The sequence below is a fragment of the Mammaliicoccus vitulinus genome, from assembly GCF_029024305.1.
Classification (GTDB): domain Bacteria; phylum Bacillota; class Bacilli; order Staphylococcales; family Staphylococcaceae; genus Mammaliicoccus; species Mammaliicoccus vitulinus.
On the sequence record NZ_CP118974.1, the window covers coordinates 1,127,046 to 1,142,036 of the forward strand.

11 protein-coding genes are annotated in these 14,991 nt (G+C 32.7%); all 11 read left to right on the top strand.

Annotation, left to right across the window (positions count from 1 at the left end; all coding sequences use genetic code 11):
- Positions 1–10: 10 nt before the first annotated feature.
- Positions 11–1,036 carry a tRNA preQ1(34) S-adenosylmethionine ribosyltransferase-isomerase QueA gene (gene queA / locus PYW35_RS05695; RefSeq protein WP_103323226.1) on the top strand — a complete coding sequence of 342 codons (1,026 nt, stop codon included), beginning with the start codon at positions 11–13 and terminating at the stop codon, positions 1,034–1,036.
- Between the two features lie 15 nt (positions 1,037–1,051).
- Positions 1,052–2,191 carry a tRNA guanosine(34) transglycosylase Tgt gene (gene tgt / locus PYW35_RS05700; protein WP_016911526.1) on the top strand — a complete coding sequence of 380 codons (1,140 nt, stop codon included), beginning with the start codon at positions 1,052–1,054 and terminating at the stop codon, positions 2,189–2,191.
- Positions 2,192–2,203: 12 nt separating this feature from the next.
- Entirely contained in the window at positions 2,204–2,467 is a 264-nt protein-coding gene (yajC, locus tag PYW35_RS05705) for a preprotein translocase subunit YajC (RefSeq protein WP_016911527.1), read from the top strand.
- A gap of 168 nt (positions 2,468–2,635) precedes the next feature.
- Positions 2,636–4,927, top strand: coding sequence for a protein translocase subunit SecDF (gene secDF / locus PYW35_RS05710; protein WP_103323225.1), 2,292 nt, complete (start codon positions 2,636–2,638; stop codon positions 4,925–4,927).
- 184 nt (positions 4,928–5,111) lie between these two features.
- Positions 5,112–7,406, top strand: coding sequence for a single-stranded-DNA-specific exonuclease RecJ (gene recJ / locus PYW35_RS05715; RefSeq protein WP_103323224.1), 2,295 nt, complete (start codon positions 5,112–5,114; stop codon positions 7,404–7,406).
- Entirely contained in the window at positions 7,406–7,924 is a 519-nt protein-coding gene (locus PYW35_RS05720; RefSeq protein ID WP_103323223.1) for an adenine phosphoribosyltransferase, read from the top strand. The genes recJ and PYW35_RS05720 overlap by 1 nt, the downstream gene beginning before the upstream one ends.
- Before the next feature lie 143 nt (positions 7,925–8,067).
- Complete coding sequence (locus PYW35_RS05725; RefSeq protein ID WP_016911531.1) at positions 8,068–10,257, top strand: RelA/SpoT family protein; 2,190 nt, start codon at positions 8,068–8,070, stop codon at positions 10,255–10,257.
- A 13-nt stretch (positions 10,258–10,270) separates the two neighbouring features.
- Positions 10,271–10,723 (top strand): D-aminoacyl-tRNA deacylase, encoded by a 453-nt coding sequence (dtd, locus tag PYW35_RS05730; protein ID WP_103323222.1) that lies wholly within the window; start codon positions 10,271–10,273, stop codon positions 10,721–10,723.
- Complete coding sequence (locus PYW35_RS05735) at positions 10,720–11,592, top strand: N-acetylmuramoyl-L-alanine amidase family protein (protein WP_103323221.1); 873 nt, start codon at positions 10,720–10,722, stop codon at positions 11,590–11,592. The genes dtd and PYW35_RS05735 overlap by 4 nt, the downstream gene beginning before the upstream one ends.
- 320 nt (positions 11,593–11,912) lie before the next feature.
- A complete protein-coding gene (hisS, locus tag PYW35_RS05740; protein WP_103323220.1) occupies positions 11,913–13,178 on the top strand; it encodes a histidine--tRNA ligase in 1,266 nt (421 codons plus the stop codon).
- Positions 13,178–14,950 carry an aspartate--tRNA ligase gene (gene aspS / locus PYW35_RS05745; RefSeq protein ID WP_103323219.1) on the top strand — a complete coding sequence of 591 codons (1,773 nt, stop codon included), beginning with the start codon at positions 13,178–13,180 and terminating at the stop codon, positions 14,948–14,950. The genes hisS and aspS overlap by 1 nt, the downstream gene beginning before the upstream one ends.
- The last annotated feature ends 41 nt before the right edge of the window (positions 14,951–14,991 follow it).

Sequence of the window (14,991 nt, forward strand, 5' to 3'; positions counted from 1 at the left end):
GGAACAGTTTGTGAATATTGAAGATTTCGATTTTGATTTACCTGAATCGTTAATTGCACAAACACCACTGTTAGATAGAGAAAGCAGTAGGTTGCTTAAATGTAATAAAAAAACGGGTGAATTAGAAGATTTAACATTTAAAGATGTTGTAAACGAGCTTATGCCGGGTGATTGTTTAGTTTTAAATGATACTAAAGTTATGCCGGCTAGATTGTTTGGTCTAAAAGAAGAAACAGGCGCTAAAGTTGAAATGTTAATGCTTACTCAACATGAAGATAATGAATGGGAAGTGTTAATAAAGCCTGCTAAAAGAATAAAAGTAGGTCAGTCAGTATCTTTTGGAGAAGGGAAAATAATTGCGACTTGTGTTAAAGAATTAGAACAAGGCGGAAGAATAATGAAACTTTCTTATGAAGGTATTTTACAAGAAAGGCTAGACGAACTTGGTGAAATGCCTTTACCTCCATATATTAAAGAGAGATTAGATGATCAAGATAGATATCAAACTGTTTATGCTAAAGAGGTAGGTTCTGCTGCTGCACCAACTGCGGGCTTACATTTTACTGAACATTTATTGCAAGAAATAGCTGCAAAAGGTATTCATATTGCGTTTATTACGCTACATGTTGGATTAGGTACGTTTAGACCTGTAAGTGTAGATAATATTGATGATCATGAAATGCATTCTGAATATTATCAGATGACAGCCGAAACAGCTGAATTATTAAATCGCGTTAAAGCAAATGGTCATAAAATCATATCGGTTGGTACAACCTCTACTAGAACTTTAGAAACAATTCGTTCTAAAAACGAAAAATTTGTAGAGCAAAGTGGATGGACAGATATTTTTATTTATCCGGGATATGAGTTTAAAGCGATTGATGGCCTTATTACAAATTTCCATTTGCCTAAATCGACATTAATTATGCTTGTTTCAGCACTTTCAACTCGAGAGAATATACTTAATGCATATAATCATGCAGTAGAAGAAAAATATAGATTTTTTAGTTTTGGAGATGCAATGATTTTAATATAGAAAAGGAGTAACGACATGCCTGCAGTAACATATGAGCACATAAAGACTTGTAAGCAGTCTGGTGCAAGATTAGGAATTGTTCATACGCCACATGGTTCATTTGAAACACCAATGTTCATGCCAGTCGGAACAAAAGCAACTGTTAAAACGATGAGTCCTGAAGAACTTAAACAAATGGAAGCTAAAATCATACTAAGTAATACCTATCATTTGTGGTTACAACCTGGAAGTGATATCATTTCTAAAGTGGGTGGATTACATAAGTTTATGAATTGGGACGGACCTATTCTTACCGATTCTGGAGGATTTCAAGTATTCAGTTTAAGTGATATGAGAAAAATCGAAGAAGAAGGTGTACATTTTAGACACCATTTAAATGGGTCTAAATTGTTTTTAAGTCCTGAAAAAGCAATGCATATTCAAAACGATCTTGGTTCAGACATTATGATGGCATTTGATGAATGTCCGCCTATGCCTGCTGAATATGAATATGTAAAAAATTCTATCGAGAGAACATCGAGATGGGCAGAAAGATGTCTTGAAGCACATCAACGTCCTGAAGATCAAGCTTTATTCGGCATAATCCAAGGTGGAGAATACAAAGATCTTAGAGAGCAAAGTGCTAAAGATTTAGTTTCACTTGATTTCCCCGGCTATGCAATTGGTGGCTTGTCAGTAGGTGAACCAAAACCTGTTATGTACAAAATGGTTGAACATACTGCACCATTAATGCCATTTAATAAACCAAGATATTTAATGGGAGTAGGTTCTCCAGACGCATTAATCGAATGCTCTATTAGAGGAATCGATATGTTTGACTGCGTATTACCTACACGTATAGCTAGGAATGGTACGTGCATGACTTCTCAAGGTAGAGTTGTGATTAAGAATGCTAAATATCAGCAAGATTTATCACCACTAGATCCTGAGTGCGATTGCTACACATGTCGAAACTATACTAAAGCATATTTGCGTCATCTGATTAAAGCAGATGAAACATTTGGAATTCGTCTTACTACATATCATAATTTATATTTCTTATTAAAACTTATGGAGAATGTTCGCCAAGCAATAAGAGAAGATCGATTACTTGATTTTAAAGATGAATTTTTTGAACAGTATGGACTAAATGTAGATAACCCCAAAAACTTTTAAAGGAGCTTGAATATGGAAGTATTAGTACAATTATTACCTATTATTTTAATTTTCGCACTTGTATGGTTCTTAATGATTAGACCACAACAAAAACGTGCAAAAGAGCATCGTGAATTATTAAACCGTTTAGAAGTTGGTCAAAAAGTTACTTCAATCGGTGGCATTAAAGGAACAGTTAGAGCAGTTGACGAATCAATCGTTGTTGTATCTGTTAATGACAAAGGACAAGAAATTACATTTGAAAAACCAGCTATTAAACAAGTAGACCCTTCATAAAATAGTTTACTTTTTAAGGAAATTGGTTTAATATTATGTATCATATTTAATGTTAAAAGACATGGTTATCCATGTCTTTTTTTGATAGATAAATGTTTTGGCTATTCAATCACTGTTAATGTATGCTATAACATATATAGTGAATTAAATTAAGTAAGAGGTGTTATCGTGAAAAAGCGGAGTAGAATTATAGCCTTTTTGCTTCTTGCAGTGTTGGTCTTTAGTTTAATAGGAACAACTACAAAAGATATAACAAAGAATGTAAATTTAGGTTTAGACTTACAAGGTGGATTTGAAGTATTATATCAAGTTAATCCTTTAGATAAAGGTGACAAGATAGATACTGATGCGGTTAAATCTACTGCGAAGACTTTAGAATCGCGTGTCAACGTATTAGGTGTTTCTGAGCCGAAAATACAGGTTGAGGAAGGTAACAGAATACGAGTTCAATTAGCTGGTATAAAAGACCAAAATGAAGCTCGTGAAGTACTTTCTACACAAGCGAATTTAACGATCAGAGACGCTAAAGATAGAGTTTTATTATCTGGTAAAGATTTAGTTCAAGGCGGCGCTAAACAAGGATTTAAAGATAATACAAACGAAGTTGCAGTGACACTGAAATTAAAAGACGCTAAAAAATTCAAAGAAGTAACTGAAAAAGTTTCTAAGATGAATCCTAATCTAATGGTAATTTGGATGGATTATGAAAAAGGTGACAGTTACGCTAAAGAAGCTAAAAAAGAACAAGAAGGTAAAAAACCGAAATTCATTTCAGCAGCAACTGTAAGCCAACCAATCAACTCAGAAAACGTTGAAATTTCTGGTGGATTTGATGGTGAAGAAGGCGTTAAAGATGCTAAGCAAATCGCTGATTTATTAAATTCAGGATCCTTACCTGTTAAATTAGATGAAGTTTATTCGACATCGGTTGGTGCTCAATTCGGTAAAGATGCATTGAAAGAAACTGTACTGGCTTCATCAATCGGTGTAGGTATCATTTTCTTATTCATGCTTGTATATTATCGTCTGCCAGGTATCGTAGCTGTTATAACGCTAAGTGCTTATGTTTACTTAACATTATTGGCATTTAACTTTATATCTGGTGTGTTAACACTTCCTGGACTTGCAGCCTTAGTTTTAGGTGTAGGTATGGCAGTCGATGCTAACATTATTATGTATGAACGGATTAAAGATGAGTTGCGGATAGGAAGGACATTGCAACAAGCCTTCAAAAAAGGTTCGGGATCTTCATTCATTACGATTCTGGATGCTAACTTAACGACAATTTTAGCAGCCTTAGTGCTATTCGTATTCGGTGAAAGCTCTGTAAAAGGATTTGCTACAATGTTATTATTAGCAATCTTAATGAGTTTTGTTACTTCTGTATTCTTTACAAGAGTCTTGTTATCACTACTTGTTAACTCAAACTATTTCAAGAAAAAATATAATTGGTTTGGTGTTTCTAAGAAAGATAGACATGATATCAGCGAAAGATTGGACGTACATGATTTAAAATCTGTATACGACAAAATTAATTTTGTTAAACTAGCTAAACCATTACTGACGTTTAGTTTAATCACCATCATTGTCGGTGCGATTATTGTATCCATATTTAAATTGAATTTAGGTATCGACTTTACTAGTGGTACGAGAGTAGATTTACAATCTGATCAAGCAATCAAAACTGAACAAGTCTCTAAACAGTTTAAAGATATGGGATTAGAACCGTCACAAGTTACAACAAGTGGCAAAGGTAGCAAGATGGCAACAGTCCAATTTAAAGATGCGTTAAATAAATCAGAAATACAAAAAGTCAAATCAGACTTCGACAAATCGTTAGGTCATGATCCTAACGTCAGCACAGTTTCTCCAGTTGTTGGTCAAGAATTAGCTATGAATGCACTTAAAGCTATGGTTTATGCAGCGTTAGGTATTGTTCTATACGTGACATTCAGATTCGAATGGCGAATGGGTACGACTGCAGTGTTAGCATTATTACATGATGTGTTCATGATAGTAGCGGTATTCAGTCTGTTTAGACTTGAAGTAGACATTACATTCATAGCTGCAGTACTTACGATTATCGGTTATTCCATTAATGACACCATCGTTACGTTTGACCGGGTGAGAGAGAACTTACGAAAAGTTAAAGTCATTGAAAAGCCAGAAACAATTGATATGATTGTTAACTCTTCAATTAGACAAACTATGACGAGATCGATTAATACAGTGTTAACCGTGGTTATTGTTGTAGTTGCATTATTAATACTTGGTTCCCCAAGTATCTTCAATTTCTCATTAGCATTATTAATTGGTTTAGTGTCAGGTGTATTCTCATCTGTATTCGTTGCTGTCCCACTATGGGGTATGTTGAAAAAACGACAACTTAAGAAAACAGACAACGGCAAATTAGTTGTTTATGAAGAAAAGAAATCAAACGACGAAAAAATACTTGTATAAATCAATAAAGAATCCTGTCCTCGAATATGAGGCAGGATTTTTTTGTTTTATTAAAACTGCAAATAATTTTTTTGAATAGTTAACAATGGTCGTAAGCGCTAGCTTTTGTTATGCTTAATTTGTTTAGTAGAGAAAGTACTATTTTTCATGTATAATGTTTTGAGTAGAAATGAGGAGATTTGTTATGACTAAAGCGCGTTATCAATGGCTTGTATCTGAAAATAATCAAGATATTGATCAACAAATTATAAAAAAATTTAATATTTCCCCACTGTTAGAAAAAACATTAATTTCTAAAGGCTATACAACAGAAGATAAAATTGAAAAATTATTATCTAAAGAAGTTTTGTTCCATGATCCTATGTTATTAAGTGATATGGAAAAAGCGACTTCAAGAATACATAAAGCAATTGAAAATGATGAAAGAATATTAGTTTATGGTGACTATGATGCAGATGGTGTAACCTCTACGACAATTCTTGTGAAAACTTTAGAATCTCTAGGTGCGACTGTTGGATGGTATATTCCAAATAGATTTACTGAAGGATATGGTCCTAGTGAAGCGGCATTTAGAAATGCGCATGATGAAGGCGTAACTTTAATTATCACAGTAGATAATGGTGTGCAAGGTCATCATGAAATAGATGTGGCTAATGAATTAGGAATTGATGTTATCATTACAGATCACCATGAATTTGGTGAAACAAAACCAAATGCATACGCAATTGTTCATCCTATGCATCCAGACTTTGATTATCCATTCGAGTTCTTAGCTGGAGTCGGTGTTTCTTATAAACTGTCAAAAGCACTTAAAAATGATTTGCCTGAATCATTCCTTGGACTCGTTGCAATAGGGACTATTGCAGACTTAGTGAGTTTAACGGATGAGAATAGATACATGGTTAAACAAGGATTGCGCATATTAAATGAAGATCCATCACCAGGTATTAAAGCACTTTTAAGTGTAGCTGACTTTAATGACGAAGTGAGTGAACAAACAGTTGGCTTTATTATAGGACCAAGATTAAACGCTGTTGGTAGACTCGATGATGCTAGATTAGCCGGTGAGCTACTGATGAGTGAGGATTATGATGAAGCGACATTTCTTGCTGAAGAAGTGGATCATTTTAATACTGAAAGAAAAGCTATTGTTGAAACAATAACAGAAGAAGCCATGGAATTAGCAGAAGTTGAAATTCAACAAAATGCTCAATTTTTAATTCTTGCAAAAGAAAATTGGAATGAAGGCGTACTTGGAATTGTTGCTTCAAGAATCGTTGAAAAATATAATTTACCAACAATTGTTTTAAACGTAGACATCGATCAAAATCATGCTAAAGGGTCAGCAAGAAGTATTGAGCAAGTTTCAATGTTTGAATTCCTTCAAGCACATGGAGATCTTATTCAAAAGTTCGGTGGCCACCATATGGCAGCTGGTATGACTTTAGAAATCGATGCGATTGAACCTTTAAAAACAGCTTTAAATGAAGAAATGTCTAAATTAACTGACGGTAAACCATTATTGCCGCAATTAATAGTTGATGCAGAAATAGACACTTCGGATATTACAGTGGATAATATCTTTGATTTAGAAAGGTTGAGACCTTTTGGTACTGATATAGCGGCGCCAATATTTTCAATAAAGAACGTGCAAGTTAAATCTGCTAAAGGTATTGGTCAAGGTGAAAAACATCTTAAATTAACTTTAACTGATAAAAATATTGCAGCTTTGCATTGGAATTTTGGCAATTTAGTTCATGATATATCAAATGATACATCTATAAATGTTGCAGGAAGTTTAAATGTTAATGAATGGAATAGTCATCAGTCACCTCAAATCATTCTTAAAGATTTAGAATTAAGTAATGAACATACAATTTTTGATTATAGAAGTAAAAACAAACATGATTTACTTAAAATAAATCAAGACAATGCATTGTTTGTCATTAATAAATCTGAAGAAAAAGTGAATGATCAATATATTTATTACGGTGAAGGTTATGACAATGAAATCGAAACATGTGTTTTAAGAGATTTACCTGAAGATATAGAAGCGTTTAAACGTACTTTGAGTTCGATCAATGCCGAGAAATACTATTTAGTGTTTAAAGGACAATCTAATTCATATTTTGAAGGTATGCCTAATGATCAGAAATTTAAAGCAGTTTACAAAGCATTATATACTAAAAAAGAAACAAACATTCAAAGTGAAGGTATGAAGCTATGTGAAGCTGTAAAAATAAAACCTGATCATTTAAAGTTCATTTTAAATTGCTTTTACGAGCTTAACTTTATTACAATAAATAATGGTATAATTGAAATCAATAAAGATGCGGAAAAGAATGAGATTCAAAACGCACCATTATATCAAGCAAAAAAACAACAAATAGAAATAGAGAAGACATTGTTGTACAATGACAGTCAATCAGTTATTAACTGGATTCAATCATTGTTAAACAACACTGAGGAGGAAGTATAATGGATTTAAAGCAATACGTTTCAGAAGTACAAGATTGGCCTAAAGAAGGCTTGAATTTTAAAGATATTACAACAATTATGGATAATGGTGAAGCATACAAATATGCTACAGATCAAATTGTTCAATATGCACATGACAAACAAGTGGATATAGTAGTTGGACCTGAAGCAAGAGGTTTTATCATTGGATGTCCAGTATCTTACGCTATGGGTATCGGGTTTGCACCAGTACGTAAAGAAGGTAAATTACCACGTGAAGTGATCCGCTATGAATATGATTTAGAATATGGATCTAACGTTTTAACGATGCATAAAGATGCTATTAAACCTGGTCAACGTGTGTTAATAACAGACGATTTATTAGCAACTGGTGGCACAATTGAAGCAGCGATACATTTAATTGAGTCATTAGGAGGCATAGTCGTAGGTATTGCTTTCTTAATAGAACTAAAATATTTAAACGGCATTGAAAAACTTAAAGGCTACGATGTTGTTTCTTTAATTTCGTATGACGAATAAAATAACACAGTAATAAATAAAATAGTCACAACGTGACTATTTTATTTTTAATTTAATTATCACAATTAACTGTGGCGTATTACTATTAATAATTGCTATAATAGTAATATTAAAGAGAAATTATATGATGAGGTGGTGTCCCTATGAATAAAGAATATCCTTATAGTGCTGATGATGTATTATATAAAGCTAAAAGTTACTTATCTAAAGACGCATATCGTCTTGTTGAAAAAAGTTATGATTTAGCTTTTAAAGCGCATCAAGGACAAATTAGAAAGAATAATTTGCCATATATCATGCATCCTATACAAGTTGCTGGTATTTTAACAGAAATGAAACTAGATGGCCCAACAATTGTTGCAGGCTTCCTTCATGATGTTATTGAGGATACACCTTATACGTATGATGATTTAGTAGAGATGTTTAATGAAGAAGTCGCAATTATCGTTGACGGTGTTACAAAATTAAAAAAAGTTAAATATAAATCTAAAGAAACGCAACAAGCTGAAAATCATCGTAAATTATTTATAGCCATCGCAAAAGATGTGCGTGTAATTTTAGTTAAATTAGCTGATAGACTACATAATGTTAGAACTTTAAAGGCCATGCCTAAAGAAAAACAAAAAAGAATTGCTAAAGAAACGCTTGAAATTTATGCACCACTTGCTCATAGATTAGGTATTAACACAATTAAATGGGAATTAGAAGACATTTCATTAAGATATATTGATAGTGTTCAATACTTCAGAATAGTTAATCTTATGAAAAAGAAAAGAAGCGAGCGAGAAACATATATAACAAATGCCATTAAAGATATAGAATCAGAAATGGGCATTATGAGTATTTCTGGTGATATTAGTGGTAGACCAAAACATATCTATAGTATTTATAGAAAAATGGTCAAACAAAAGAAACAATTTGAACAAATTTTTGATTTATTAGCTATTAGGGTAATTGTTCCATCCATTAAAGATTGTTATGCAGTATTAGGACTTGTCCACACTTTATGGAAACCTATGCCTGGTAGATTTAAAGATTATATAGCTATGCCTAAACAAAACATGTACCAATCATTACATACAACAGTTGTAGGCCCAAACGGAGATCCTTTAGAAATTCAAATCAGAACATTTGAAATGCATGAGATTGCTGAACACGGGGTTGCAGCACATTGGGCATATAAAGAAGGTAAAAACTTAAGCAATAAGTCAGAAGAGTACTTACAAAAAATGAGCTGGCTACAAGAAATCGCTGAAACGGATAATACATCTCCTGATGCTGAAGAATTTATGGAATCATTAAAATATGATTTGCAAAGTGATAAAGTTTACGTGTTTACTCCAGAAAGTGATGTTGTTGAATTGCCGTATGGTGCAGTGCCAATTGACTTTGCGTATGCCGTTCATAGTGAAGTAGGTAATAAAATGATCGGTGCGAAAGTTAATGGGAAAATAGTGCCAATCGATTATAAACTTTCAACTGGTGATATCGTAGAAATTAGAACGAGTAAACATTCATACGGACCAAGTAGAGACTGGTTAAAAATTGTACGTTCATCTAGTGCGAAAAGTAAAATTCGCAGTTTCTTTAAAAAGCAAGATCGTTCTGCCAATATTGAAAAAGGTAAATTTATGATAGAAGCAGAAATTAAAGAACAAGGATTCAATGTAGATGATGTCCTTACATCGGAAACCATCAAAATTGTAAACGATAAATATAATTTTTCTAATGAAGATGATTTATACGCTGCGGTAGGTTTTGGAGGTATTACAGCACTACAAGCTGTGAATAGACTTTCTGAAAAAATTAGATTAGAACGCAAAAGACAGTCGCTTAATCAAGTTCAAGAAGTGAGTAAATCTATTCCTATTAAAGAGGATATTAGAACAGAAACTGGCGTTTATGTTGAAGGTTTAGATAATATGCTTATTAAACTTTCTAAATGTTGTAATCCGATACCTGGTGATGACATCATAGGATATATCACTAAAGGTCATGGTGTTAAAGTTCACCGTAAAGATTGCCCAAACATTATAAATGAAACGGAACGATTAATTGATGTTGAATGGGTTAAAAATTCAAACGAACAGAAGAGTTATCAAGTAGATTTAGAAATTACTGGATATGACAGAAATGGCTTACTTAATGAAGTGCTTCAAGTTGTCAATGCAATTAAAGTTCAGTTAGTGAAAGTATCTGGAAAAGCTGATATTGATAAGAATGCTGTTATTAATATAAGTGTTATGGTAAAAAACGTGAACGATGTATATCGAATCGTTGATAGAATTAAACAATTAGGTGATATCTATACAGTAAGCCGTGTATGGAATTAAGAGGTGAATATTTTTGAAAGTTGTTTTGCAAAAAGTAAGTCAAGCAAAAGTAACATCTGAAAAAAGTCAAAATGAAATTAATCAAGGATTTTTGTTGTTAGTCGGTGTTGGACAAGAGTCAACTTATACAGATGCAGAAATATTAGCTAAAAAAATTGCTAAAACGAGAATTTTTGAAGATAGTGAAGGAAAAATGAATTTAGATATTCACCAAGTTGAAGGTGAAATATTATCCATATCACAATTTACAATATATGCTTCTGTTAAAAAAGGGAATAGACCTGGCTTTTCAAATGCTAAAAGTCCCGACGAAGCTTTGAAAATCTATGAGTATTTTAATGAGCAATTAGCATCATATAATATTAAAGTTAAAACAGGTGAATTTGGCGCACATATGGACGTGTCATTAACGAATGATGGACCAATTACAATTATTTTTGAAAGTAAGGATGGTAACATTCAATGAACCGAATTAATTTATGGTTTAAAAAAAGGAGAATAAAGCCTGTCCCAGTCATTGGTGTAGCGGTCTTACTGATTGTATTATTAATTATTATTATAAGCTTGTTAATACCAAATGAAGATGAACCTAAAACGTTATCCATGAAAGAAGATGGGGAACTTAGGACGGGACCAGCAGCATATTATCCTATCATTTTTGATGTGAAAAAAGGTGACAACTTTGAAATTACCGATCGAAAAGGTAAATGGTTTGAAGTGAAAAATGATGACAATGAAAAGGGTTGGATTGCAGGTTGGCATACTAATTTAGATATAAAAGAAGATGTGAATCCAGTCTTAAAACCATTGAAAGATAAAGTAATCGTATTAGACCCTGGTCACGGTGGCAGTGATCAAGGAGCAGCCAGTTCTAAACATAAGGATGTAACTGAAAAAATGATTACTTTAGAAACAGCTAAAGAACTTAAAAACATGTTAGAAGATGAAGGCGCCAAAGTTAAAATGACGAGAACAACAGATGAATATGTTAAATTAAAAGATAGACAAGAAGATGGTGACGTATTTATTAGTATTCATAATGATGCACTTGATTCTTATGCACCACATGGTTTAACAGTCTATTATCATCATGATACTCAAAAAGATTTTGCGAAGACGTTACACACATCTATAAACCAAAAATCAATTCTGTCAGATAGAGGCGTTAGAAACGAAAACTTCCAAGTTATTCGTCAAACTAAAATGCCAGCTGTCTTACTGGAATTAGGTTATATCAGTAATCCAACTGATGAAGATTTAATAGTAGATCGAAAATATCGACATATCGTAGAAACAGGGATTGTTGATGGCTTGAAAGTTTACTTTTCAAATTAGATATTGACTGTTTCTGCTTATGAAGGTAATATTAATATAAATTACGAAATAACTTATACACCGCATATTCTTGAATAGTGTACAATTTAGGTGAGAAACAGAGATTATAACACATGCTGAGAGTTATAAAGATACCGCGTATACTTTTGAACACAAGAAGAGGGAACCTTATGAAAGTAAGGTCGGTTAACACCCGTTACAATGTTGTGAAGTGAGTATTCATATATAATGAATACTAATTAGGGTGGCAACACGGAAAATTCGTCCCTTGTATGTATATGCATACAAGGGGCTTTTTTTATTTTAAAGGAGGAAGTTTTATGATAAATATACCACGTGGTACACAAGATTTATTACCAAAAGATACTTATAAATGGCAATACATTGAAAATAAATTACATGAATTAATGAAATTATATAATTATAAAGAAATTAGAACACCTATTTTTGAAAGTACAGAATTATTTAGTAGAGGCGTTGGTGATTCAACTGATGTTGTACAAAAAGAAATGTACACTTTTCAAGATAAAGGTGATAGAAGTCTTACATTAAGACCTGAAGGCACAGCAGGTGTTGTGAGAAGTTATATTGAAAATAAAATGCAAGGTGAACCTAATCAACCCGTAAAATTATATTATAGCGGTCCTATGTTTAGGTATGAAAGAAAACAAAAAGGACGCTATCGTCAATTTGTTCAATTTGGTGTAGAAGCAATTGGTTCAGAAAATCCGTCAATAGATGTTGAAATTATTTCAATGCTCGTACACATCTATCAATCATTTGGATTAAAAGATTTAAAATTAGTTATAAACAGTATTGGTGATGCTGAATCAAGAGCAGATTATACGAAAGCATTACAAGCTCACTTTGAGCCGGTTATTGATACGTTCTGTAGTGATTGTCAAAGTAGATTACACACTAATCCGATGCGTATCCTTGACTGTAAAGTCGACAGAGACAAAGAAGCGGTTAAAAATGCACCGAAAATTACAGAATACTTAAATGATTATTCTAAACAATACTTTGATGATGTTAAACACTTATTAGATGAATTAGGTATTAAATATGAAATCGATACGAATCTTGTTAGAGGATTAGATTATTATACGCACACTGCTTTTGAAGTTATGAGTAATGCAGAAGGATTTGGAGCTATTACGACATTGTGTGGTGGCGGTCGTTATAATGGATTATTAGAATTGTTAGATGGCCCTAAAGAAACAGGTATAGGGTTTGCATTGAGTATTGAAAGATTATTACTTGCCCTGGAAGCAGAAGGTATTGAAATAGAACAAGAAGACTCAATTGATTTATTTATTGCTACGATGGGTGAAAAAGCCGATCAATTTTCAGTACAATTGATTAACAAATTAAGACTTGCTGGTATAAGTTGTGATAAAGATTATCTTAGCAGAAAATTAAAAGGACAAATGAAACAAGCAGACAGACTTAATGCTAGAAATACAATTGTTATTGGTGAAAATGAATTAGAACAAGATAAAGTTGAAGTAAAAAATATGGAAACTGGTGAACAAACACTTGTTTCATTATCAGAATTAGAGAATTATATAAAGGTGGAATCATAATGGATAAGAGAACAACATACTCAGGAAAAATTACAGAAGAATATATTGGACAAACAGTTACATTAAACGGATGGGTACAAAAACGACGTGACTTAGGTGGTTTAATTTTCATCGATTTGCGTGACCGTGAAGGTGTTGTACAAATAGTCTTTAACCCAGACTTTTCCGAAGAAGCTTTACAAGTTGCTGAAAAAGTACGCTCTGAATATGTTATTCAAGTTAAAGGTTTAGTAAGCAAAAGAGACGAAAAATCAGTCAATGACAAAATTAATACTGGTAAAGTAGAAGTACAAGTTTCTGATATCCTTATTTTGAATGAATCAGAAACACCACCATTTTCTATAACAGATATGAACGACATTGATGAAAATGTACGTTTGAAATATCGTTATATAGATTTAAGAAGAGAAAGTTTAGCTCAAACATTCAAAATGAGACATCAAATTACACGTTCAGTTAGAAATTATTTAGATGAAGGTGAATTTTACGAAGTTGAAACACCTGTTTTAACAAAATCTACACCTGAGGGCGCAAGAGACTATCTTGTACCATCACGTGTTCATGATGGTGAATTCTATGCTTTACCTCAATCACCTCAAATATTCAAACAGTTATTAATGATAGGTGGATTTGATAAATACTACCAAATCGTTAAATGTTTTAGAGATGAAGACTTAAGAGCAGATAGACAACCTGAATTTACTCAAATCGATATTGAAATGAGTTTCGTTGATCAAGAAGATGTTATAACAATGAATGAAGGTTTAATGAAGCGTATTATGAAAGATGTCAAAGGCATTGATATTACAACACCATTCCCACGTATGACTCATGCTGAAGCTATGGAAAGATACGGAATTGACAAACCGGATACTAGATTTGGTATGGAATTGATTAATTTATCTGACCTTGCATCAAAAATGGACTTTAAAGTATTTAAATCTGCTGTTGAAAATGGCGGCGAAGTCAAAGCGATTGTTGTAGAAGATGCAGCAAATGATTACTCAAGAAAAGATATAGATCAGTTACAAACTTTCGTAAGTATTTATGGTGCAAAAGGTTTAGCTTGGGTTAAAGTTACTGAAGAAGGTTTAAATGGACCTATTAGTAAATTCTTTACTGAAGATAATGTAGCCGAGTTGTTAAGTAGTACAGAAGCTACCAATGGTGATTTAGTATTATTTGTAGCTGATAAAAAAGACGTTGTAGCAGCAAGTTTAGCTCAATTAAGAAATAAATTAGGTAAAGAACGTGGATTAATTGATCCAAATAAATATAATTTCTTATGGGTAACAGATTGGCCATTATTTGAATACGATGAAGATTCAAAACGATATGTAGCAGCCCATCATCCATTTACTGCGCCTAAAAAAGAACATGAATCGATGTTAGAAACTGAACCTACAAATGTTGAAGCAAATGCTTATGACATCGTTCTTAACGGTTTTGAACTAGGTGGAGGTTCTATTAGAATTCATAAATCAGATCTTCAAGAAAAAATGTTTAAAGCACTTGGATTTACTGATGAACAAGCGCAAGATCAATTTGGTTTCTTAATTGAAGCATTCAAATATGGTGCGCCACCACATGGCGGTATTGCTTTAGGTCTTGATAGATTAGTCATGCTCTTATCAGGTAGAACGAACTTAAGAGATACGATTGCATTTCCTAAGACGGCAAGTGCTTCATGTTTATTAACAGATGCACCAAGTGAAGTATCTAATAGTCAATTACATGAATTACATTTGCAACTTGATTTAGATGAAAAATAATTAAAAGTTTAAATACTTGTTATTTAGAAGAATTATGATAA

Excerpts from the sequence above, each read along its gene's own strand:
- PYW35_RS05725 (WP_016911531.1), top strand. The coding sequence starts at position 8,068 with ATGAATAAAGAATATCCTTATAGTGCTGATGATGTATTATATAAAGCT.
- PYW35_RS05735 (WP_103323221.1), top strand. The coding sequence starts at position 10,720 with ATGAACCGAATTAATTTATGGTTTAAAAAAAGGAGAATAAAGCCTGTC.
- PYW35_RS05720 (WP_103323223.1), top strand. The coding sequence starts at position 7,406 with ATGGATTTAAAGCAATACGTTTCAGAAGTACAAGATTGGCCTAAAGAA.
- aspS (WP_103323219.1), top strand. The coding sequence starts at position 13,178 with ATGGATAAGAGAACAACATACTCAGGAAAAATTACAGAAGAATATATT.
- tgt (WP_016911526.1), top strand. The coding sequence starts at position 1,052 with ATGCCTGCAGTAACATATGAGCACATAAAGACTTGTAAGCAGTCTGGT.
- recJ (WP_103323224.1), top strand. The coding sequence starts at position 5,112 with ATGACTAAAGCGCGTTATCAATGGCTTGTATCTGAAAATAATCAAGAT.
- hisS (WP_103323220.1), top strand. The coding sequence starts at position 11,913 with ATGATAAATATACCACGTGGTACACAAGATTTATTACCAAAAGATACT.
- yajC (WP_016911527.1), top strand. The coding sequence starts at position 2,204 with ATGGAAGTATTAGTACAATTATTACCTATTATTTTAATTTTCGCACTT.